The 21,640-nt window shown below is 59.6% G+C and carries 24 protein-coding genes and 1 tRNA gene; 16 read left to right on the top strand and 9 right to left on the bottom strand.

Annotated features, from left to right (window positions below):
* Nucleotides 1–86: 86 nt before the first annotated feature.
* Complete coding sequence (locus IDM28_RS02610; protein WP_150569996.1) at nt 87–815, bottom strand: GntR family transcriptional regulator; 729 nt, start codon at nt 813–815, stop codon at nt 87–89.
* 116 nt (nt 816–931) lie between these two features.
* Between IDM28_RS02610 and IDM28_RS02605 the strand changes: the two genes are divergently transcribed.
* The 5 genes from IDM28_RS02605 to IDM28_RS02585 all read left to right on the top strand — a co-directional run bounded on the left by IDM28_RS02605 (nt 932) and on the right by IDM28_RS02585 (nt 5,682).
* The gene (locus IDM28_RS02605) at nt 932–2,287 is read left to right on the top strand and encodes an adenylosuccinate lyase family protein (protein ID WP_188035302.1); all 1,356 of its coding nucleotides are present in this window, start codon (nt 932–934) and stop codon (nt 2,285–2,287) included.
* Nucleotides 2,288–2,353: 66 nt separating this feature from the next.
* Nucleotides 2,354–3,655, top strand: a complete 1,302-nt coding sequence (gene dctA, locus IDM28_RS02600) for a C4-dicarboxylate transporter DctA (protein ID WP_188035301.1) — start codon at nt 2,354–2,356, stop codon at nt 3,653–3,655.
* 243 nt (nt 3,656–3,898) lie between these two features.
* A complete protein-coding gene (locus IDM28_RS02595) occupies nt 3,899–4,561 on the top strand; it encodes a hypothetical protein (protein ID WP_101316310.1) in 663 nt (220 codons plus the stop codon).
* Nucleotides 4,562–4,756: 195 nt separating this feature from the next.
* Nucleotides 4,757–5,359 (top strand): hypothetical protein, encoded by a 603-nt coding sequence (locus IDM28_RS02590; RefSeq protein WP_188035300.1) that lies wholly within the window; start codon nt 4,757–4,759, stop codon nt 5,357–5,359.
* 35 nt (nt 5,360–5,394) lie between these two features.
* On the top strand, nt 5,395–5,682 hold the full coding sequence (locus IDM28_RS02585; RefSeq protein ID WP_150572793.1) for a hypothetical protein: 288 nt from the start codon (nt 5,395–5,397) through the stop codon (nt 5,680–5,682).
* A gap of 175 nt (nt 5,683–5,857) precedes the next feature.
* On the opposite strand, the gene IDM28_RS02580 is transcribed toward IDM28_RS02585, so the two are convergent.
* From IDM28_RS02580 to IDM28_RS02570, 3 genes are all read right to left on the bottom strand, one after another.
* Nucleotides 5,858–6,493 carry a hypothetical protein gene (locus IDM28_RS02580; RefSeq protein ID WP_150572792.1) on the bottom strand — a complete coding sequence of 212 codons (636 nt, stop codon included), beginning with the start codon at nt 6,491–6,493 and terminating at the stop codon, nt 5,858–5,860.
* A 94-nt stretch (nt 6,494–6,587) separates the two neighbouring features.
* Nucleotides 6,588–7,145, bottom strand: a complete 558-nt coding sequence (locus IDM28_RS02575) for a hypothetical protein (protein WP_188035298.1) — start codon at nt 7,143–7,145, stop codon at nt 6,588–6,590.
* Between the two features lie 105 nt (nt 7,146–7,250).
* Nucleotides 7,251–8,168: a LysR substrate-binding domain-containing protein gene (locus tag IDM28_RS02570; RefSeq protein WP_223175846.1), complete on the bottom strand. Its 918-nt coding sequence runs from the start codon at nt 8,166–8,168 to the stop codon at nt 7,251–7,253.
* Between the two features lie 229 nt (nt 8,169–8,397).
* Here IDM28_RS02570 and IDM28_RS02565 point away from each other — a divergent pair, with 229 nt between their 5' ends.
* The 6 genes from IDM28_RS02565 (at nt 8,398) to IDM28_RS02540 (ending at nt 13,705) form a co-directional block, all read left to right on the top strand.
* Nucleotides 8,398–9,243, top strand: a complete 846-nt coding sequence (locus IDM28_RS02565) for a transporter substrate-binding domain-containing protein (protein ID WP_188035297.1) — start codon at nt 8,398–8,400, stop codon at nt 9,241–9,243.
* Nucleotides 9,244–9,255: 12 nt separating this feature from the next.
* A complete protein-coding gene (locus IDM28_RS02560) occupies nt 9,256–9,918 on the top strand; it encodes an amino acid ABC transporter permease (protein WP_101316298.1) in 663 nt (220 codons plus the stop codon).
* 7 nt (nt 9,919–9,925) lie between these two features.
* Complete coding sequence (locus IDM28_RS02555; RefSeq protein WP_188035296.1) at nt 9,926–10,645, top strand: amino acid ABC transporter permease; 720 nt, start codon at nt 9,926–9,928, stop codon at nt 10,643–10,645.
* Nucleotides 10,615–12,117 carry an argininosuccinate lyase gene (argH, locus tag IDM28_RS02550; RefSeq protein ID WP_188035295.1) on the top strand — a complete coding sequence of 501 codons (1,503 nt, stop codon included), beginning with the start codon at nt 10,615–10,617 and terminating at the stop codon, nt 12,115–12,117. Before IDM28_RS02555 ends, argH begins: the two co-directional genes overlap by 31 nt.
* Complete coding sequence (locus IDM28_RS02545) at nt 12,114–12,854, top strand: amino acid ABC transporter ATP-binding protein (protein WP_150572790.1); 741 nt, start codon at nt 12,114–12,116, stop codon at nt 12,852–12,854. Before argH ends, IDM28_RS02545 begins: the two co-directional genes overlap by 4 nt.
* A 77-nt stretch (nt 12,855–12,931) precedes the next feature.
* A complete protein-coding gene (locus tag IDM28_RS02540) occupies nt 12,932–13,705 on the top strand; it encodes an amino acid ABC transporter ATP-binding protein (protein WP_188035294.1) in 774 nt (257 codons plus the stop codon).
* A gap of 259 nt (nt 13,706–13,964) precedes the next feature.
* Here IDM28_RS02540 and IDM28_RS02535 read toward each other — a convergent pair whose 3' ends face one another.
* From IDM28_RS02535 to IDM28_RS02525, 3 genes are all read right to left on the bottom strand, one after another.
* Nucleotides 13,965–14,198 (bottom strand): hypothetical protein, encoded by a 234-nt coding sequence (locus tag IDM28_RS02535; protein WP_150572787.1) that lies wholly within the window; start codon nt 14,196–14,198, stop codon nt 13,965–13,967.
* Nucleotides 14,199–15,088: 890 nt separating this feature from the next.
* A complete protein-coding gene (locus tag IDM28_RS02530; protein ID WP_188035414.1) occupies nt 15,089–15,634 on the bottom strand; it encodes a dihydrofolate reductase family protein in 546 nt (181 codons plus the stop codon).
* A 124-nt stretch (nt 15,635–15,758) separates the two neighbouring features.
* On the bottom strand, nt 15,759–16,685 hold the full coding sequence (locus IDM28_RS02525) for a LysR family transcriptional regulator (protein ID WP_188035413.1): 927 nt from the start codon (nt 16,683–16,685) through the stop codon (nt 15,759–15,761).
* Nucleotides 16,686–16,827: 142 nt separating this feature from the next.
* On the opposite strand from IDM28_RS02525, the gene IDM28_RS02520 reads away from it, so the two are divergent.
* On the top strand, nt 16,828–17,586 hold the full coding sequence (locus IDM28_RS02520; RefSeq protein ID WP_188035293.1) for a sulfite exporter TauE/SafE family protein: 759 nt from the start codon (nt 16,828–16,830) through the stop codon (nt 17,584–17,586).
* A 321-nt stretch (nt 17,587–17,907) separates the two neighbouring features.
* Here IDM28_RS02520 and IDM28_RS02515 read toward each other — a convergent pair.
* Together IDM28_RS02515 and IDM28_RS02510 are read right to left on the bottom strand one after the other, a co-directional pair.
* Nucleotides 17,908–17,983, bottom strand: a tRNA-Thr gene (locus tag IDM28_RS02515).
* 120 nt (nt 17,984–18,103) lie between these two features.
* The gene (locus tag IDM28_RS02510; protein ID WP_188035292.1) at nt 18,104–18,514 is read right to left on the bottom strand and encodes a pilin; all 411 of its coding nucleotides are present in this window, start codon (nt 18,512–18,514) and stop codon (nt 18,104–18,106) included.
* 215 nt (nt 18,515–18,729) lie between these two features.
* Here IDM28_RS02510 and IDM28_RS02505 point away from each other — a divergent pair, with 215 nt between their 5' ends.
* Genes IDM28_RS02505 through yacG form a run of 4 tightly spaced genes read left to right on the top strand, consistent with a single transcriptional unit; the run spans nt 18,730 to nt 21,627 of the window.
* On the top strand, nt 18,730–19,938 hold the full coding sequence (locus IDM28_RS02505) for a type II secretion system F family protein (protein ID WP_188035291.1): 1,209 nt from the start codon (nt 18,730–18,732) through the stop codon (nt 19,936–19,938).
* Between the two features lie 2 nt (nt 19,939–19,940).
* The gene (locus IDM28_RS02500) at nt 19,941–20,807 is read left to right on the top strand and encodes a prepilin peptidase (protein ID WP_188035290.1); all 867 of its coding nucleotides are present in this window, start codon (nt 19,941–19,943) and stop codon (nt 20,805–20,807) included.
* A complete protein-coding gene (coaE, locus tag IDM28_RS02495) occupies nt 20,807–21,430 on the top strand; it encodes a dephospho-CoA kinase (RefSeq protein WP_101316258.1) in 624 nt (207 codons plus the stop codon). Before IDM28_RS02500 ends, coaE begins: the two co-directional genes overlap by 1 nt.
* On the top strand, nt 21,427–21,627 hold the full coding sequence (yacG, locus tag IDM28_RS02490) for a DNA gyrase inhibitor YacG (RefSeq protein ID WP_101316256.1): 201 nt from the start codon (nt 21,427–21,429) through the stop codon (nt 21,625–21,627). Before coaE ends, yacG begins: the two co-directional genes overlap by 4 nt.
* Nucleotides 21,628–21,640 lie beyond the last annotated feature (13 nt).

The raw sequence follows: 21,640 nt of genomic DNA, 5'->3' as shown, positions 1-21,640 counted from the left end.
GCGGCGGAGCTGAAATTTTTGGGGGCGCTTCGCCCCCCTTTCGCGACACAAGGCCGCTCCTACAGCGGGCCAATGCGATACAGGCTCTACCGCTCCCGCTTCATCTGCGACACCAGCGTAAACCGATCTTCCGGATGCACGGTTTCCGAAACCACCATCAGCGCGCCGTCGCCATCACGGTACTGACGAATGATGTTCAAACCCGGCGAACCCGGCTCGGCATTGAGGTTTTTGGCAACCTCCGGGGTCAACAGCACCGCGCGCACCTGCTGATCGACCACGTCGATATGGCGACCAAAATGGCGCTCGATCAGCGCAGCAATCAACTCGTCCGGATGCTCCTCGGCCAAGGCAATCACCTCGGCGTATGACTCCTGCGCATACACATCGGTCCAGCACAGCGGCGCACGGCGGTTGTCGGCATCTACGCGGATGCTCGATACGCAGAAGTAATGCCCGCCCGGCTCCATTCCCAAGCGCCGCGCCTGGGCGATGTCAGCCACAAAATGGCTGACGTGCTGGATGCTGCGCATCTGCGTTTCGGCCAGATGCACCAGGTCGGTCACCGAGGCCAGCGACTGCGAGTACCCGCCCTTGGGCGACACCGACTCGACCCGCGTACCCACGCGCTTGCGCCGCGAAACCAGCCCTTGGTTCTGCAACTGGGTAATCGCAGCGCGAATGGTATGGCGGCTGACCGCGTACAGCTCACATAGCTCGAATTCGGTCGGCAACAGGCTGCCTAGAGGGAATCGGCCACTGGCAATCCCTTCCATCAAGTCCTTGGCAACGAGCGCATAACGCGTCTGGTTCATACCTTCAATCAGCCCACTGGTTTAAGCGAGTTGACAGTGTACCAGCGAGGACGTAAGAATTATGTACGGACATTAACAATATGTCCGACCAATAACAAACATATCGGGATTACTCCATGTCCAGCACCGTCTTCGACTCCGCCCTGTTCCGCGACATGTTCGGCACCGCCGAAATGCGCAACGTGTTCTCCGACAAAGCCCTGATCGAGCGCTACATCGAAGTGGAAGTCGCTCTGGCCCGTGCCGAAGCGCGCTGCGGCGTGATCCCGGCCGAAGCTGCCGAGCAGATCGCCAAGCTGTCGACCTACGACTCCCTCGACCTGGCGCTGATGCAGCACGAGACAGAAATCGTCGGCTACCCGATCCTGCCGCTGGTGGAACAACTGTCGAAGACGTGCGGCGAAGCCGGCCGCTACGTGCACTGGGGCGCTACCACCCAGGACATCATGGACACCGCCGTAGTGCTACAGGTGCGTGCGGCACTGGCGATCGTCGAGCGTGATATCCAGGCCGTGCGTGGCCTGCTCGCAGATCTGGCGAAAAAATACCGTGACACGCCGATGGCAGGCCGTACCCACCTGCAGCACGCGCTGCCGATCACCTTCGGCTACAAATGCGCGGTCTGGTTGAGCATGTTCGACCGTCACGCCGAGCGCCTGGTCGAGTTGCGCCCACGGGTCGAAGTTGGCCAGTTTGCTGGCGCTGCCGGGACCCTGGCCTCGTTGGGTGACAAGGGCCTGGAAGTACAACAAGCGATGATGGCCGAACTCGGCCTGGGCGTACCGCAAGCCACGTGGCACGTCGCCCGCGACGGCTTGGCCGAGACCCTGAACTTCCTTGGCCTGGTCACCGGCTCGCTGGGCAAGGTCGCCCTCGACGTGATGATGATGATGACCAGCGAGCTGGGCGAGGTGTACGAACCCTTCGTCAAAGGCCGTGGCGCCAGCAGCACCATGCCTCAGAAACGCAACCCGATTTCCTGCGAGCTGATGTACGCCGCCGCCAAAGGTGTGCGCCAGCAAGCCGGGCTGATGCTCGACGCGATGATCCAGGACTTCGAACGCTCCACCGGCCCATGGCAGGCCGAATGGATCGCCATTCCTGAAGCCTTCGCCCTGAGCGCTGCGTCGCTGGGCCAAGCGAAATTCATGCTGGCCGGCCTGGAAGTACGCACCGAGCGCATGCTCAAGAACCTCGACATGACCCAAGGCCTGATCGTTGCCGAAGCCGTGATGATGGGCCTGGCCCCGGCGCTGGGTCGCCAGGTAGCCCACGACGTGGTCTATGCCGCCTGCCGCATGGCCAACGACCAAGGCACCAGCCTGCTTGACGCGCTGCTGGCGCAAGGCGAAGCCACGGCACAGCTGAACATCGAAGAACTCAAGCGCCTGACCGACCCGACCAGCTACATCGGCCTGGCGCCGCAGATGGTCGACATCGCCCTGGCCCGCGAGGGCAAGGTCAAACGCTGAATGTTCCCGGGGTGCGCCGCATCCCGCTGCCTATCGATTACGAATAAAAACAACGAGATCGCAGTCATGAATGCTACCGCTAAAAAACCGTTCTACAAGGACCTGACCTTTCAGGTCGTTGCCGCCATGCTGCTGGGCATTGCATTTGGTTTCATCGCGCCGGAGCTGGCCGCCAAGTTCAAGATCCTCGGGGATATCTTCCTCAAACTGATCAAGACCGCTGTCGCGCCGCTGGTGTTCTTCACCGTGGTGCATGGCATTGCCTCCGCCGGCGACATCAAGCGCGTAGGCAAGGTTGGTGTACGTGCGTTGATCTACTTCGAAGTGGTGTCCACAATTGCCCTGGCCATCGGCCTGCTGTGGGGCAACCTGTTGCAAATCGGCTCGGGCATGCACGACGCCCACTCAAGCAGCGCAGCCACTGCGGCCTCGGCTGCAGCAGTTGCCAAAGGCCACGCGCCGGCCTCGACCCTGGACTTCATCTACGCGATCTTCCCGGACAACTTCGTCGGCGCCTTCTCCGGAGGCCAGCTCTTGCAAGTGCTGGTGATCTCGGTGCTGTTCGGCTTCGCCTTGCTGGCGCTCAAGCCTGAGCGTCGTGAAGTCATCGAAGACGGCTTGAACCGCGTCTCGGAGTGTTTCTTCGAGTTCATCAACCTGATCATGAAGTTCGCCCCGCTGGGTGCATTCGGCTCGGTCGCTTATGCCGTGGGCAGCAATGGCACTGCGGTGCTAATGTCGCTGGCCAACCTGGTGCTGATGTTCTACGTCTGCATCGCGTTCTTCATCTTCGTCGTACTGGGCGTGGTGTGTCGTGTATCGGGCTTCAGCCTGTGGCGCTTCCTCAAGTACATCAAGGATGAAATCTTCATCGTACTGGGCACCGCCTCGTCGGAAAGCGCGCTGCCGCGCCTGCTGCAGAAACTGGAGAAGTTCGGTTGCTCCAAGCAGAGCGTTGGCCTGGTGTTGCCGACTGGCTATGCGTTCAACCTCGACGGCACCTCCATCTATATGTCGTTGTGCGTACTGTTTATTGCCAACGCCTATGGCGTGCCCCTGAGCTGGGAACAACAGCTGGGTATCCTCGCCGTCATGCTGGTCACCTCCAAGGGTGCGGCAGCGGTGTCGGGCGGCAGCTTCGTGGTGTTCGCCGCGACCGTGACCGCCATTGGCAACCTGCCGGTAGAAGGTTTGGCGCTGCTGTTTGGCGTGTACCGCTTCATGTCGATGGCGATTGCGACGTGCAATACCATTGGCAACAGTGTGGCGACAGTAGTGGTATCGAAGTGGTCCGGGGAGTTCACCGAGAAGACTGCGAAGTTGGAGTACAACCGGGTACTCGGGCGTAGTCCGGAAGCGGCTCTTTAAACGGTCACGTGGTGAACTGACTGCGGTAGCGACAGGATTGATCACAGCATGCAAGCTGGTATCGGTGTTGTCGCTGCACTGGGTTGGCGAATCGAAGAAACGGCGCCCGGCAGACCCGACCGTCTTTCAAGAGACCGAGATATGGCCTGCGGCGTCACCAAATGGAGTGCCGGTGTTGAGCAGTGCATACCTGACTGATAGCATCTGGCTATTCATCTCGATGCTCATTCAGGAAGGGAATCCATGTCAAAGAAAGCTATTTCTGCAGCGCTGGCCGCCACGGCGATGTTGACCGGCATGCAGAATGCGGTAGCCGCAGACAACCTGTTCAAAACATATGCTTACGACGCGCCGATCGCGAAATACACCGGGGTAGCAGGCTACTACGACTGTACAGCTGATATTGGAGCTCCTGCACGCTGTGTGGACGATGTGGACTTTCTGGATCAGAAGTTCACGGTAGCCCTGGTTTTCAGCAGTGACAAACTGGCGTCGGTTTCGCTGTTTGCACCCTATGATCGTGACCTGTACGCTCGCGTCATTGGAGCGCTTGCAAAGACATTTACCTTGGTGGCGCTCACTGACGGGAAATCCGTGCTGGATCTGGTTGATACCGCGCGCAAAACAAAAAACAAGGATGACTACACAGCCAAACTCACGAACTACGAGAGTGTTGCGTTGGCCGCCAACGATTTGACCTACTCTTTCGTTGAAGGGCTCACCCTCGACAAAGCGGCCACCAACCTTCAGAGCCTGATGAAGTCAGCACCTGCCAATGTCAGGGGTGCTGATTTAGTCATCTCTGGCGTGGATGACGAGTCCAGTATCATCATTAATTTTTCCTTCCCGAAACTGGATGGAAACAAGCTTGTTCAACAAGCCCAGAAGCCAGTCGAGTCGTTCTGACTACGAGCCTCCCTCTGTGTTGAGCCCCGCGATAGCGGGGCGCATTTGGGGTCAGGGGAAGTTGCCTGGCTCGTTCCAGAAGCTCGTGATCAGGCACGCAGACCAGTAGCCATCCACCCCGAGGAAATCAGTGCGGGTGACGAATAAACCCCTGCAGACGCGGTCATAGCGAAAATTCTGCAGAGAAATGGATCAATGACGACACGCTTGAGATTCTGTTTAGTGCTGTTGCCAATGTTCGCAGGTTGCAAGTATTTCCCCCACACCGATTACTTTGTCGCACCCGCGAATGAGCCGAATCCGGCCTGGATTCGTGTCGTCAATTTCACCCAGCATGCGGCAATCTACCAGACCGACAACGGTGTGAGGACCGGCGGTGTGGTGCGTACCGGGCCTCTCCCCTTTACCCATACCCAAGACATTGGCATGCCCAAAGCGGGTCAAGACCTGACCCGGGACTACTACGAATCAACGATTCGGCCGGGCCTGGAAACGACTGTGTATATGACATGGGAGGGCTCGCGTACCAGGACCTGCTTTGTCACAACCCAATTCACACCTGAAGCCGGGCGCTACTATCAGTTCTCCCTCACCTCAGGTTCCAGTGGGAAGTGCACGCTGTCCCCAACTCTGATCGAGCGTGACAAAGAAGGTACGGGCTGGCATCTGGTCCGTAACGAAAATGTGACCTACAAGAATGCCGGGCCAACCGCCGAGACCTTCTACACCAACAGTCAATTCGAAAACCCTGACTACCAGCCACCACCCGAGCTGTACCCCAGCACAGACGTCAGATAGCGGCTACACACATGCCCAGCGCCCCAGGTATCCAGATGAAGCCACAACCGTTGCACTTGGTTGCCGATGTGAAAGTACCTTGCGCATACCGCCCCAGCGTCTCGACGATCGTGTTGTTTGGTCTTGAGGTCGCGGGGGAGCACGAGCCGCCGGTATACATGGAGATTCGCTTCGTGGACTACGCCCGCCAGCAGATTGAAGGCGATCATTTGATGATTACGCTGGAGCAGGCTCTGGAATCCGCCGAGCAGGATTACGGGATCAGCAAGGATGATTGGCGCCAGATGAGCGACGCAGAAATTGCCCGTATCCGCTGGTCGTGATCTAACTGTACGGCGGCTGTCAGACAGCTTCCACATGGATCGGAGCCAGGCAAACCCGTGGCGTTGGCCGACAGCAAAATGGGTCGATTGGCAGACAATTACTGAGCGTGCCAAGGCTCAAAGCTGATCTGCTTGATGCCACAGCGTTAGGTGCCGCAGCATTGTCGCAAAGAAACTAATTATTCGGTTTGTTAGCGGGCAGTGGTGCCGAATGAATTTCGTCGAACATAGCGGTTGTCACCGATGCAGCGTAGACGATGTATTTCACGTCATTGGCCTCATCCTTGACTTCATAAATCTCACACAGAAGGCTTCTCTTGTCCTTGGGCAACTCTATGGACGACCAAGAGGCAGGACTCTTGAAATTAAACTCAGGACCTTTGTAGCTTAATGACCTGATACCAACGACCGTTCTCTTATATTGTTGCCTGTCAGGTCTCTTAGCGTTTTCATAGCTGCCTCTGAACGATCCCAGCGACTCAGAGACCACATCTACACACGCCTTGTCCAGCGCGGTCGCGTAATCAGCAACGGCATAAGTGCCAACGGTTGCATGATTGGCGTAGAATTTTTCACGCGGCGACAGGCGTTCCTCCGGAGCGTTGGAGGCATGGTTTTCACCCTCGAAGTAGTATTCGATATACCCTCGAGAAATATCCACTCGGTCATATTTCTTTCTTTTCTCTACTACCTCGCTGAACGAATACCAGCGTTGCTCAATCCGATGATGCTCGACCTCTAGCGTGTTCGCTAAAACCTTAACAGACACCGCCGAACCCAACAGGATGAAAGCAATCAGTAGATTTTTCATGGCTAACCTAAAACAGAGATTTTAATTAATGTTGCTTGAAAGGGATGAAATTTTAATTAGCGCCCTTTCACCGCCTGGCCTAACACTGAGGGTGTCACGGCCGGTACAGCGGGAATGCTTCCATCAGCGGCGGGATCTCCTGCCCCATCGCTGTTGCGCTCTCGGTGGGATCGTTCGGTTTTGGGATGGTCCGGGCGAAGTGAAAAATTATGGTCTGGCCAGTGGTGCCATCGGTGTAGTACTTGAAGTAACTAATCTCCGAAAACTGCCCGTCCTTACGGACTGAATCGGGGTAGTACATCATCGCGTAGTCGATCCCGGTTCTATTTTTTGTCAGCAGGACTGCCGGCATGTTCGGGTTTTCCTGCTGATGCAGCTGGATGGCACGTCTGGCCAGGTCGAGGGGCTTGAAGCGGTTCATCTCGCGAGGCACGACAGTAAAGTCGACCATCTCGGTCCAGGCATCCATGCTTTCGTCTTCAGGGAAATACTCCCACAGCCCCTGCTTCTGGAACTTGAGGACAAACGTCTTCCCACCGAACTGCACCGATTTGGTTTCGGCGATCGAGGGGCTGGCCTTGGTAGCGGTGAGCGGCGTGGAGCAGCCGGAAAGCAGGAGCAAGGTCGATAGCACAAGCAATAGAACTTTCATTTCAATCCTTGAAAAAGTGCATCAGGCAATTTTTTGCGCAACTAACAATAGCTCAAGGCAACTCTGAATACTTGCTTTATCTAGCGGGCCAGGAAGCCACGTTGCCTACCGCTCCCTCTCCAAACTCCCCCGCGCCGCCTCCCTCAACATCTCCCCCGCCAACACCCGAAACCTCTGCGTCAGCACGTTCTCAGGCCGGTCGGACGACAGCAGCAAATACGTATAAAACCGCAACTCAGGCTCGAAAGGCCGGATGTCGATATCGGTATGCAGGTACTCGTTGGCCACCAGCGGGCTGACCACGCTGACGCCCAGCCCAAGCCCGACCAGTGAGCAGACAGTGGCAGCATGGGTCGCATCCATGTTCAGCACGCGAGGATCTTCTTCGGCAAACAGTCGGTCGAGCCGCGTGCGCGAGCCGTCGGTGTGCGACAGCGAGATGAACTCCTCGCCCTTCAAATCTGCCAGTGTCACTACCTCCAAGGCACCAAGCCGATGCCCTTTGGGGAAAATGCACACGCCAGGCACATCACAGATGATTTCCGACTGCACACCGGCCATGTCTTCAGCCACGTAGGACACCAGGCATACATCGCAGAAACGGGTCGCCGCCCAGTGCGCGACGTTGGGCGAGTCGTTGGTGTGGATCGATATATGCACGTGTGGGTTCTGCTGGCGAAAGCGCTGGATGATCGCCGGCAGCAGGCCGTGGGTCAGTGAAGGCACCGCGCCGATACGCAAGCGCCCGGTGCCGCCGCGCTTGAGGTGCTGGGCGGAGTTTTCCAGGCTGTGCAGGCCGATGAAGGCACGCTCGACGTCGGCGAAGAACTGCGCGCCTTCATCGGTTGGCACCAATCGCGCGCCCACCCGCTCAAACAATTTGAAGCCGTTGGCCCGTTCGAGCTGCGCGATCAGGCGGCTGACGTTCGGCTGCGAGGTGTGCAACGCCTGCGCCGCCGCCGTCATGGAGCCGCTGACCATCACCGCGCGGAAGGTTTCGATCTGCTTGAAGTTAATGGCCATATCATTTCTGCATGACTGGTTGATGGATTGTCATTTGATTGCATGACCCGAAGATTTTATAACTAGATCCACATCGACGTCTGCCCCGATGCAGCGCGATGCCAACCGAGCGCATACCCGCAACAACAAAAACAAAACCGGTGCTCAAGCTTCATTTCAGCTCTGCCCTTGTACTCATCGTTTCGCCGCACGCCAGTGGGGCGATGCAGCCCGGTAATCAGGAGGCATCATGTCGTTCTCGTATAAAAAACTAAGCGCTGCACTGGCCCTTTCGTGCGTGTCGTTGGCAGCGGTGTCCACCGCACAGGCCGTCGACTTGCCGGCCGTTCCTGCAGCTATCAAAGAGGCAGGCCAGCTGCGAGCTGGCGTGCGTTGCGACCAGCCGCCTTATGGCTATCAAGACAACAAGGGCGACTTTGCCGGCGTCGAAGTAGAGATGGCAAAGCAGGTGTCACTGTGGGCCCTGGGCTCCACGGACAAGGTCAGCTTTACCTGCGTGACTGCCGAAAACCGAGTGCCGCAACTGCTGGGGCGCAAGGTCGACTTCCTCATCGCCACCCTCGGCGTGACCCCGGAGCGTCAGCGCGTGATCGACTTCACCACGCCCTACCGCTGGGGGGCGAGTGACGTGGTGGTGAAGAAGGACAGCCCGGCACAGAAGATCGCCGACCTCAAGGGCAAGACCCTCGCCACGCTCAAGGGCTCGGTGCAGGCCAAGTGGTTCGAAGACCACATGCCCGACGTGAAAACCCTGCGCATGAACAGCGCCGCCGATGCCCTGCAAGCCTTCCGCCAAGGCCGCGCCGATGCCTACACCCACGACGCCGCAACGCTGGTGGTGGTGGCCGACAACGACAAGGACGCGCGCCTGATCGGCGAACCGTTCCAGATCTCCGACGCGGCCATCGGTGTGCGCAAGAACGAAGAGCAGTGGCGCGACTTCCTCAGCGCGGCGGTGCTGCGCATGCGTGAAGAGCACCTGTACCGCGGCTGGGTAGAGCAGTTCGTACCGAAGAATATCCAGGGCTATTACATCAGTGTGTTCGAGCAGGCCAAACCTGCCGAATCGCTCTGATCGGCCGCGATCATGGATTTCGACATCCATTACTTGATAGCGCAGTGGCCTGCGCTGCTCGACGGCGTGTTGATGACGCTGAAGATCACCGCGCTGGCCATCTTCTTTTCAATGCTGATCGGTGTGCTGGGCGGCGCGGTGCGGGTGATGAAAGTGCCGGTGCTGTCGCAGGCGGTGGTGCTGTACGTGGAGTTGATCCGCAATACGCCGATCCTGGTGCAGTTGTTCTTCATCTTCTACGGTCTGCCGGCCATTGGCTTAGGGTTGTCGCTGTTCTGGTCGGGGGTGGTGTGCCTGTCACTGTGGGCTGGGGCTTATCAGATCGAGAACATCCGCGGCGGCCTGGCCACCGTGGAGCGCGGCATGCGCGAGGCGAGCCTGGCACTCAGCCTCAAGCCGGCGCAGTACTTTGCCCTGATCGCCCTGCCGATCGCGTTTCGCACCAGCCTGCCGGCGATGCTCAACACCGCGATCTCGCTGCTGAAGAACTCTTCGTACCTGCAGGCCATCGGCCTGGCGGAATTGACCTTCGTCGCGGTGGACCGCATCGCCACGGACTTTCGCGCCATCGAGATGTTCACGGCCATCTGCGTCATGTACCTGGTGCTGGTCGGCGTGCTCGCGCTTTTGACTGCGCGCCTTTCCGCCCACTTACAACGCCCTTTCCGGCAGTGAGGCGAGCATGAACTTCATCTTCGAAAACTGGAGCTTCGTTTTAAAAGGGTTGTTGATGACCCTGCAGCTGGCGCTGGTGGTGCTGTTGTTCACCACGCTGATCTCGGCCGTGCTCGGCGTGCTGGCCACGGTCAGGAACCGTGTGCTGTGGTGGACGATTCATGCCTATGTGGAGCTGTTCCGCTCCATTCCGCTGATCGTCAACGTGTTCTTCATCTTCTTCGGCGCGCCGATGTTCGGCGTCGATCTAAGCCCGTTCGCCGCGGTCACCGTCGGCCTGACCTTGTGGGGCAGCGCCAACGGTATCGAGATCGTGCGGGGCGGGTTGGAGTCGGTGTCCCGACACCAGTGGAAAAGCGCCTGGGCCCTGGGCCTGCGCCCATGGCAGATCTACCTGCACGTGATCGTGCCGCAGTCGATGAAAGCCATTCTGCCGGCCTATACCGGGCTGCTGACGATCCTCGTGCAAGCGACGTCGCTGGGCGCCCTGGTCGGCGTAGGCGAATTCCTCAAGGTCGGCCAGATCATCATCGAACGGGAAACCGTCATGACCGGCGTCAGCCCGGCCTTCTCGGTCTACGCCGTGGTGTTGCTGGTGTACTTCGTCATCTGCTCGGCACTGACCTGGCTTAGCCGTTATCTCGAACGTCGTCTGGGTCGCCCGGCGGTACGCACTTCTATTGGAGAGGTTCCAACATGCAAGAATCCAAAGTCAGTCGGCGTCTGAAAGAAAGCACCGCGCCGGAAGTCAACGAGTACATCTATCGCCCGCGCCTGGAAGGCTTCGCAAGCGGTTTCGCCAACCTGGGCAACGTCAACAAGGCGCACATCCTGATGCTTGCCGAACAGGGGCTGATTCGCGGCGAACATGCCAGTGCGCTGGCCAAGGGTGTGCTGGACATGGAGCAGGCCGGGCCGGATGCGGTCGAGCTGGACCCGTCCCGCGAAGACGCCTACTTCAACTACGAAGCGCACCTGATCGAACAGATCGGCGCCGACATCGGCGGGCGCCTGCACACCGGTCGCAGCCGCAACGACATCCTCGCCACACTCGACCGCCTGCGCTGCCGCGAGTTGTTGATGGACCTGATCGATGAACTGGTGACCGTGCGCGCCACGGCCCTGCGCTGCGCTGCGATGTACGCCGAAGTGGTGATGCCCGGCTACACCCACCTGCAGCCGGCGCAACCGATCACCTACGGCTACTACCTGAGCGCGGTGGAACAGGCGCTGGAGCGCGACAGCAAACGCCTGATCCAGACTCTGGAGTCGATGAACCAGTGTCCACTCGGCGCAGCCGCTTTCGCCGGCACGCCGTTCGACATCGACCGCGCACGCACCGCCGAGCTGCTCGGCTTCGACGGCTACCTGGACAACGCGCTGGACGCCATCGGCTCACGCGACTTCCTGCTCGAAAGCCTGTCGCACCTGAGCCACCTGGCGGTGTTCTGGAGCCGCGTCGCGCAGGACTACTTTGTCTGGAGCACCCATGAGTTCAACCTCATCGACTTCCCCGACAGCGTCGCCGCCACCTCCAGCATCATGCCGCAAAAGAAAAACCCCACCGTGCTCGAGTACCTCAAGGGCCGCAGTGGGCACATCGTCGGCCTGCTGATGGGCGCCAGCGTGAGCATCAAGGGCACCAACTTCTCCCACACCGGTGACGGCAACCGCGAAGGCACCCGTGGCTTCTGGGAAGCCGCCGAAGAAACCCTACGCTGCCTGAAACTGCTCGACCTGGTGCTGCGCACCGCAACGCCCAACATCGACCTGGCGGTACGCCGCGCCGGTGAAGACTTCTCCACCGCCACCGGCCTTGCCGACCTGATAGTGCGCGAAGTCGACCTGTCGTTCCGCGAAGCCCACCATGTGGTCGGCGGCGTGGTTCGCATGGCCATGGACCAGGGCCTGCCGGCCAACCAGATCACCACGCAGATGGTCGATGCCTGCGCTCTCGAACAACTCGGCCACGCCCTCAACCTGCCCGAGCAGAAAGTCCGTGATTGCCTCGACCCGGTCAGCAACGTGCAAGGTCGCAGCTCAGCAGGCGGCCCCTCGCTCGGCTCGCTGAAGCCCAGCCTGGCCCGCGCCGACGAGCGACTGAATGCCGAGCGCACTGCCAACCAGCAGCGCCGCGAGCGCCTCAGCGCGGCCAACCTCAACCTGCAAACCCTGACCCGGGCACAGGCGGGCGTATGAGCACGATCCTGACGGTTCGCGACCTGCACAAAAGCTTCGGCGCGCACGAGGTGGTCAAGGGCGTGGACATGGACGTTCGCCAAGGTGAAGTGGTGGTCATCATCGGCCCCAGCGGCTCGGGCAAGTCGACCTTCATCCGCTGCCTGAACAGCCTGGAAGAGCCGACCCTCGGTACCGTGGTAATCGCCAATGGCGACTCGGCCAATGCCGGTGACCGCAAGGCTTTGGCCAGGCTGCGCGAAGAGGTGGGCATGGTGTTTCAGGACTACACCCTGTTCCCGCACATGAGCGTGCTGGCGAACATGATGCTCGCCCCGGTCAAGCTCAAGCGCTCGAGCAAGCAAGAAGCCCAGGCTCACGCCCTCGCCCTGCTCGACCGCGTTGGCCTGCGGCACAAGGCCGAGCACTACCCGGCGGAGCTGTCCGGCGGCCAGCAACAGCGGGTGGCGATCGTGCGGGCTCTTGCGATGAAACCCAAGCTGATGCTGTTCGACGAGCCCACCTCCGCGCTCGACCCGGAGACCGTAGGTGACGTGCTGAACGTGATGAAAGGCCTCGCGGCCGAGGGCATGACCATGATCGTCGTCACTCACGAAATGGGCTTCGCACGTGAGGTGGCCGACCGCGTGGTGTTCTTCGACGGCGGCAAGATCATCGAAATGGGCCCGCCGGCGGAAATCTTCAGCGCACCGAAGGAGCCTCGCACCCGGCAGTTTCTGGAAAGCGTCCTGCACTGACTTCAACATCCTCTTCCACACCCGGCGTGCCCGCCTCCACCGGGACGGCGCGCCTGTGCTCCGGCAAGGAGTTTCAAATGAGTCAAGCGACCGGCAAAGCCCTGGATCCACTGGGCGCACAGACCATGATCCAGATGGAGAAAGTCAACAAATGGTATGGCGATTTCCAGGTACTGAAGAACATCAACCTCAGCGTACGCCAGGGTGAACGCATCGTGCTGTGCGGCCCATCTGGCTCGGGAAAATCGACGACCATTCGCTGCCTGAACCGCCTCGAAGAACACCAGCAAGGCCGCATCGTCGTCGACGGCACCGAGCTGACCAATGATGCCAAACAGATCGAAACCATCCGCCGCGAAGTCGGCATGGTGTTCCAGCACTTCAACCTGTTCCCGCACCTGACCATCCTGCAGAACTGCACCCTCGCCCCGATGTGGGCGCGCAAGATGCCGCGCAAGGAGGCGGAGGCGGTGGCGATGCATTACCTGGAACGGGTGCGCATTCCCGAACAGGCGCATAAATACCCCGGCCAGCTTTCAGGCGGCCAGCAACAGCGCGTTGCGATTGCCCGGGCGTTGTGCATGAAGCCAAAGATCATGCTGTTTGACGAACCCACCTCGGCGCTGGACCCGGAGATGGTCAAGGAAGTGCTGCAGACCATGGTCGACCTGGCCGAAGACGGCATGACCATGGTGTGCGTGACGCATGAGATGGGCTTTGCCCGGACGGTGGCGCATCGGGTGGTGTTCATGGATCAAGGGGAGATTGTTGAGGAGGCTACGCCCAGGGAGTTCTTCGAGAATCCACAGAATGAGCGCAGTCGATTGTTCTTGAGTCAGGTGCTGCATTGAGTGGAAGTGCAGCGCACCCTGTGAATCGGGCCGGACTAAGCGCCATCGAACCCGTCGTGTTCCGCATGACGGCATTTATCCAAGAGCAACTGCCTTGCTCGAAAATCCTGTGGGAGCGGGCTTGCCCGCGAACATCGGCGCAGCCGATGCCATCCATCGCGCTGACTGCTTCGCGGCAGTGCGGCGCTCCGAAAAGCCCACTCAGAGCAGGACAGCTTGGTCTCACGCAAGCAGCCCTTCTCACCTCGCTCCATCGAGTTTAGCGTTCCTCGGCCAGTACCGGGTCTTTGTCCTCAAGCAATTTCCCACACTGCTCAGCCGCCAGGCGACTGATGATGCGCATCGCTTGATGGATGCCCGCTGTGTTGCGAAAGCTCAGTTGTGGGTTGTGTTCGCACTCAAGCACATCGTCGTGCTGGACGAGGGCCTCACCGAGAAGTTCGAGGGTCCAGGCGTAGCTCTGGATTGTCGACAGGCGTTCTTGGTTGGTCATGCGAATACCTGCTTCGACCTTGAGTCGGGTAGGCCCAGCGTGGGAATGCAGCACAACTGCTGAGGGCGCAGCATTTGAATATTGTCGCGGAGGGGAACGGATGCGGGGATCTTGCTCGGGATGCGCGTTTGCATGCATGAGACTCCAAGTTTGATGGAGCTGACACGCACCGTCGCCAAACGAGTGGGTGGCAGCTGTACGCAGGTTGGCGAACCGGGAACTTGGAACCCGGCAGACCCGAAGGTCTCCCACGCACAGCCGCCAGAGCACGAAGCTGCGGACGCAAAAAAAGCGCCTGCAAATCGTGTGGGGCGCTGTTGCGCCAAGTTGTCCGAGTCGCCAAACCCGATCGCGGAATTGGCCGCGACTTGGCTAATCTAGCTGCCCGGAACAATGGGTGCAAGTTTCAGGGCTGTGGGAAATTTCTCAAAAGCCCATGGTGAGAGATTGATCCTGATGTGCATCCCGCATCAATCTAACTTTTTCCGGACTGGCTTCCCGTGCCCGTGGCGAGGTCGCTTTCGACATTGCCTTGTTCGCTTTAGCTGCGGCAGGACCTCACAGGTATCGGGGCTGCATTGCGCATCAGTTAAGGCGCAGCGATCAGCAGATCGGGTAACGCCATGCACCGTCGGCAAAAGCTTGGATCGTGAGTCTGAACGACGTGTCCAGACCTTTAATCAGCATCTTAATGCCGATTACCACACTGCACTGTGCGTGAACCGGCAATGTACTGCTGATTAATAGCTTCAGAGGGGAAAAACCGGTACTGGACTACCGACGGATTTTGCACAGCAGCTCAGCCTCCTAACGCAAGCGGCTTAATGATGATCGTGTCGCCCTGGCAATCGGGACAGGCACCTGGGACAAGTCATACACGACTGGTTAGCCTATAACACCACCTGATCACGACTCTGCACAAACCCGTTATCCGACGTTGATGAATCAATCAGCCGCATATCGAGCTCAGCCCCCAACTGGCTGAACAATGGAATCCCTGTGCCTAGCAATACCGGTACACGCGTAATCGTAATCTCGTTGATCAATCCGGCAGCGAGGAAGTTGTGGATGGTCTGACCTCCATCGATATAGAGATGCTTGAGACCCCGAGCCGCGAGCTGCGCCACGATCAGCACCGGATCGCCGGCCATGACCTCGACTTTGCTTCGTAGCTTTGCTGGTATCGATACCTGCCCCTGTGAAAGCACCACGACGGGTGTGTTCTCGTAGGGCCAATCTGTGAAGGACAACACTTTCTCCAGCGTCTTGCGTCCCATGACCAGCGCATCGACCGTCGTCATGAATTCATCATAAGTTAGCCCGTTCAGTACAGGGCACTCATATTCAGGGCGGTTCAACCACTCAATATCTCCATCCTTCCTGGCGATGAAACCGTCGACACTTGCTGCGATAAAGACCGAACATTTGCTATCGATGACCAGAAGGGCTCCTTTTTCCAACGTCTAGACTATGACCTCAGGCCCGGAGATCACAAGATCAGATCATGTTTGATCACATCCGTACTAGCGCCTGATGGGCTGAACGCGCCGTAAACTCATATCAGTGCTGTACCGCGTTGAACTCCGGGCTTCCACCCACGCCACGAATCATTTCCAGCAACGCCCTCACCCGCAGCGGCAGATTTCCGGCCGGGTAAACCGCATGCATCTGTGGGCTCTCGCCGCTGCTGGAGGTGAGTTTGTAGTCAGGGCAAACCCGCACCAAGCGCCCCGCTTCCACTTCGGGCTCAGCCATCCAATCCGCCAAGCGGGCGATCCCGACGCCCGCCAAGGCTGCCTGGAAGACCGCCAGACCAGAACTAAAACGAAATTTGGGATGAACCCGAAAGCTGATGGCCTGCCCGTCGCAGCGAAAATTCCACTCTTTGAGAATCCGCGGCGCCGTATGCAGGATCAGCGAATGCGACTCCAGCGCCTCGATACAGTCGGGCACGCCTTTGCGCTCCAGGTACCCGGGGGCGGCATACAGATGGCGTGAGTAACTCCAAAGCGCGAAACCGATCAAGTCGCTGGATTGTGGAAATGCCCCGCGGATCGAGAAGTCCATTTTGCTCTTGGCCGGATCGAGGAGCTCATCGGTGAAAATCACATCGATGTTGACGTCCGGATAACGCTCGCAGTACTGCGCGATCAACCTAGGCAATACCCCATGTCCAAGTACCTCGGGGGCGGAAAAACGGATCCAGCCGGAGGCCAGGCCGCTGAGACCGGCCAGGTCTTCATCCACCTCGCGTTGCAGTTCGAGCATTTTGTAGGCGTGGGATAACAAGCACTCACCCGCCTCAGTCAGGCTCACGGTATTGGACGAGCGATTGAACAACTTGAGCCCGACACTTTCCTCCAGGGCCTGAATGGCGCGGGTCAGTGCACTAGGGGAGCGTCCCAAGGTACGTGCCGCAGCGACGAAGCTGCGCTTGCGAGCCACGGCCGCAAAGGCTTCAAGTTCCGCCAACATGTTCAATGCCACGCTCCACCTCATTGCACTTTTCACAATGCGGCATTGCAACACAGAAAAAGCCCTTCCGTTAACCTTCCCGTCAGCCCAGATCAGCATGTCCTCTGGTTGCAGCGATATGCGCCACCCACCTAGATAGTCAGAGCCTTAGTTCATGGTCGATATTGTCATCCTTTGCGTGTTCGCTTTCGCTGCCGGCCTGATCGATGCGGCGGTGGGCGGCGGCGGACTGATCCAGATACCCGCCCTTTTCAACTTACTGCCCAGCGCCCAACCGGCAGCGCTGCTGGGTACCAACAAGGTCGCTGCCGCCTGCGGCACCGCATTCGCGGCCCGGTCCTTCATACGCAAAGTGGTAATCGACTGGGGGCTTGTGATCCCCGCGGCCTGTGCGGCCTTTGTCATGGCCTTCTTCGGCGCCGCCACGGTATCGTTCGTACCGCAGTCAGTGATGCGGCCGGCAGTGCTGGTGATGATTGTGCTGATGGCGATCTACACCTTCTGGAAAAAAGACTTCGGCGCCCTGCATAAACCGATGCGCATCGGTACCAGGGAAAAACTGCTGGCGATCGTCATCGGCGGCGCCATCGGTTTTTACGATGGCCTGTTCGGTCCGGGCACTGGCAGCTTCCTGATCTTTTTGTTTATCCGCTGCTTCGCCTTCGACTTTCTGCACGCCTCGGCATCGGCGAAACTCGTGAACATCGCTACCAATATCGCGGCACTGATGTTCTTCATTCCGACGGGTAACGTGCTCTACCTGATCGCGATCCCCATGGCTGCGTTCAACATTCTCGGAGCGCTCACTGGCACCTGGCTGGCGGTTCACAAAGGCGTGCCTTTTGTCCGAGCGCTATTCCTGGTGTTATTACTGATCCTGATCAGCAAACTGTCTTACGACGTCTTCCTCTAGATCTCTGGTCTTTCCTCAACGACTTGCAGTCATACCCCTGGCTGACAGGCTTTGAAAAAGTAGCGACCGGATGCTGCCTCCTCGCTTCGTAACTTTTGCAGTCGTGACTACTTGAAGGCAACGCGTCCAGATCTGTAGGCATAAAACGGACTCCTGGCCGGTGGGTGTGGACAGACGCCAGCACTTCAACTTGCTGGCCTGCGCAGGCCGGCGGCTCCGTGAACAGACTTCTAAACGAGGACATCAGAAACAGCAAAGCCCGCAGTAGGCGGGCTCTTGGGTATTGCTTGGAGAGTTTCAGACTTCTGTAATCTGATGTCATGGTGCCGGAGACAGGAATCGAACCTGCGACCTTCGCGTTACGAGTGCGCTGCTCTACCGACTGAGCTACACCGGCGTGTTGCGAACGTACCACTAGCCGCAACGCTTAGGCAAACCCCTACTTCTCCTCAATCCCGCAGGCGCGATTCACAGCTCAAGACCGCCCGCGCCGAGGGCAACAGACCAAAGCACGGCCTCAGCCAGCCTTACACCCCGAAGGCGCCAAATCCTCTTCAATACCGGTACTACAAACCCACCCCGCCGCCGACCGGCTCAGGGTAATCACCTTGCCCACCACATTCCCCGGCGCTTCCACCAGCGTGCAGGCAATACTCCCCACCCCACTGGCCGCAACGCCACTGGCCGCAATCGCACAATGCGCGGTGGTCGCCTGCCCGCCCAGCGAGGCCACATCGGGCACGTCTTTGCCTTCATTCAAACGCAAGTCCATCGCGGTCTTCAGCGCGGATATCTCCAGCAACCCAGCCGCGGCTTTGGTACGGGCCTGGTGATTCGTGTACATCGGCACGGCGATGGTGGCGAGGATGCCGATGATTGCGACGACGATCATCAGTTCGATCAGGGTGATGCCTTGTTGGGCTTTCATGAACGCGTTTCCTTGTTGATTCGGCTGAGCCTTCATCCACTGTGGACGTCAGCCTTTCAGGCGCGCAGTAGGCCTCAACAGACACCTTTTGTCACCCCTGCTCGGCTGGACGTCATGTTCGCTGAACTACTCTAGTGAGCATCTTCACAACCCGCCCATGGATGGGCGCGGCAAGCTGTTACCGGGCTTGTCGCATCAGCCGCAAGGAGCTGTGCATGAGTACCACATCGCGTATTTACACCTGGGAGGGCACCGACCGCAGCGGTGCCCGGGTCAGCGGCCAGTGCGAGGGGCGCAGCCCGGCGTGGGTGCGGGCTGGGCTGGTGCGGCAGGGCATCAGCATTGCGCGGATGCGTCCGGTTGGTGGCTGGCAGCTGAGTTGGCCGCAGCGGCGGGGTAAGCCGGATGCGGCGGGCTTCAGTCGGCAGTTGGCGACGCTGCTGAAGGCGGGGGTGCCGTTGTTGCAGGCGTTTGAGGTGATGGGGCGCAGTGGTGGCGACGAGGGCCTGGGGCGGTTGCTGGTGAAATTGCAGCAGGATGTGGCAGCGGGGTTGGGATTGGCGGATGCGTTGCAGCGCCAGCCGGTTTGGTTTGATCGGCTGTACTGCAACCTGGTGCGGGTGGGTGAGCAGTCGGGCAAGCTGGATGGGCAGCTGGAGGAGCTGGCGAACATGCTTGAGCAGCGTCAGGCGCTGCAGCGGCGGGTGCGCAAGGCGATGATTTATCCGCTGCTGCTGTTACTGACGGGGCTGGGGGTTTCGGCGCTGCTGCTGCTGGAGGTGGTGCCGCGCTTTCAGGGGTTGTTTGCCGGTTTTGACAAGAGCTTGCCGGCGTTCACCCAGTGGGTGCTGGACTTGTCCACAGGGCTGGCGCGGCATGCACCTTGGCTGGGGGCATTGATGGTGTTATCCACAGTGGCGCTGCGTTGGCTGTATCGGCACAACGCTGTGGCGCGCTTGTGGATATCTTTGCGGGTACTTGAGGTGCCGGTGCTGGGGCGGTTGCTGGCGAAGGCGGCACTGGCGCGTTTTGCCCGCAGTTTGGGCACAGCGTACACAGCGGGGGTGCCATTGCTGGATGCGTTGGCGACAGTGGCGTCGGTCAGTGGTGGCGTGGTGCATGAGCAGGCGATCCTGCGTTTGCGTCAGGGCATGGCCAATGGGCTGGGGTTGCATCAGGCGATGAGTGCGGATCGGTTGTTTCCGCCGTTGTTGGTGCAGCTTGCGGCCATCGGCGAATCCAGTGGCACGCTGGACCAGATGCTGGGCAAGGCCGCCAGTCATTATGAAGAGCAGGTGAGCCAGGCGCTGGATCAGTTGACCGGCCTGCTCGAGCCGGCCATCGTGCTGATCCTCGGGGTACTGGTCGGTGGTTTGGTGGTGGCGATGTATCTACCGATTTTCCAGTTGGGTAGTTTGGTCTGAATATGAATCTGTGGACGCTTTTGACCGCACAGCCGGTTTATTTCACCTGTTTGGCGACACTGCTGGGCTTGCTGGTGGGCAGCTTCATCAATGTGTTGGTGCACCGTTTGCCGATCATGCTGGAACGGCAGTGGCAGCGTGAAGCGCAGGAGGTGCTGGAGTTGCCGGTCGCCGAACATGGGCGGTTTGATCTGGCGCTGCCGGCTTCGCATTGCCCGCACTGTGGGCATCGGATCCGGGCTTGGGAGAATATTCCTGTGCTCAGTTACCTGCTGCTGCGGGGACGTTGTGCAGGGTGCAAGGGGACGATCAGCGTGCGTTATCCGCTGGTGGAGCTGGCCTGCGCCGGGCTGTCGCTGGTGGTGGCATGGCACTACGGGCCTGGGCTGCAGGCGCTGTCTGCGCTGTTACTGACCTGGTGCCTGCTGGCATTGAGCTTGATCGACAGCCAGCATCAGTTGCTGCCCGATGTGCTGGTGCTGCCGATGCTGTGGATCGGTTTGATGCTCAATGCCACGGGCATGTTCGTGCCGTTGCCGGACGCGCTGTGGGGAGCGGTGATGGGCTACCTGAGCCTGTGGACGGTGTTCTGGCTATTCAAGCTGGTGACCGGCAAGGACGGCATGGGCTATGGCGACTTCAAGCTGCTGGCGTTGTTCGGCGCCTGGGGTGGCTGGCAGGTGCTGCCGTTGACGCTGCTGTTGTCGTCGCTGGTGGGGGCGTTGATCGGCCTGTGTTTGCTGCGTTGGCGTAACGCTTCGCTGGGCACGGCGATGCCGTTTGGTCCGTATCTGGCAATTGCGGGGTGGATTGCTGTGCTCTGGGGTGATGAAATGTACGCCTCTTACCTGCAACTGCTTGGAATCTGATGACCACTGCGGCGTTTTCCCCTTGGATCCTGGGCCTGACCGGCGGCATCGGCAGTGGCAAGAGCGCTGCGGCCGAGCGTTTTGTCGAGCTGGGTGTGCACCTGGTCGACGCTGATCAGGCTGCGCGCTGGGTGGTCGAGCCTGGGCGGCCAGCGTTGGCCAGTATCGTCGAGCGCTTTGGCGCGGGCGTGCTGCAAGGCGATGGCCAGCTCGATCGAGCGGCACTGCGCCAGCTGATTTTTGCCGACCCTGAACAGCGGCGCTGGCTTGAAGCGTTGCTGCACCCGTTGATCGGGCAGGAGATCTTCAGCTACCTGGCCAAGGCCGAGTCGCCCTATGCGGTGTATGTTTCGCCGCTGTTGATCGAGTCGGGGCAGTATCGCAAGACCCAGCGCGTGCTGGTGATCGATGTGCCGCAGGCGCTACAAGTGCAGCGTACATTGCAGCGCGACGGCACCAGCCCTGAGCAGGTGCAGGCGATTCTGGCGGCTCAGGCGACCCGCGAGGAGCGTTTGCGGCATGCCGACGATGTGCTGGTGAATGATCGCGATGTGCCTTGGCTGCACGAGCAGATCGACCAGTTGCACCACTTTTACCTGACTTTACGAGGAGGCCAGCCATGAGCCAGCCGTTGTCCGTTGATTGCCCAACCTGTGGCGCACCTGTGGAATGGACCGAGGCCAGCGTCAACCGGCCGTTTTGCTCCGACCGCTGTAAATTGATCGACCTTGGCGCCTGGGCGGCTGAGGAACACAAGATTGCCGGCGCGCCGGAATCGGAAGATGAGTTGTATTCGGCTGATCTGGAGCCGCGTCACTGAGTCCATGCCTGGG

This window comes from Pseudomonas sp. EZ-C24 (assembly GCF_014525325.1).
In the GTDB taxonomy this organism is placed as follows: Bacteria; Pseudomonadota; Gammaproteobacteria; order Pseudomonadales; family Pseudomonadaceae; genus Aquipseudomonas; species Aquipseudomonas shirazensis.
This window is presented reverse-complemented; position numbering and strand designations above follow the sequence as displayed.